The organism is Lysinibacillus sp. RU7, assembly GCF_057837305.1.
This window is the reverse complement of record NZ_JBYQFK010000296.1, coordinates 1-239: the sequence shown is the minus strand read 5'-3', so window position 1 is coordinate 239 and position 239 is coordinate 1. Positions and strand designations below refer to the sequence as shown.

General features: G+C 67.4%; 1 protein-coding gene. It reads right to left on the bottom strand.

Annotation, left to right across the window (positions count from 1 at the left end; all coding sequences use genetic code 11):
- Nucleotides 1–239: acyl-CoA dehydrogenase family protein (locus AC3II9_RS22455; protein WP_489158987.1), on the bottom strand; the 239-nt coding region annotated here is incomplete at both ends.

Genomic DNA, 239 nt, shown 5'->3' with positions numbered 1-239 from the left:
CTGTCCTCCACATACCCCGCCCCGCCCAGGCACTCGGCCGCTTCGTTGATCATGGCCGGGGCACGCTTGCAGATCCAGTACTTGCCTACCGCCGTGACCAGGCGCGCGAAGTGCGCCTGCTGGGGGTCGTCGAGCTGCTCGAGGGCGTGGCCCATGCGCAGGCTCAGGGCCAATGCCGCTTCGCTTTCCAACGACAGGTCGGCGAGCACGTTCTGCATCAGCGGCTGCTCGGTCAACAG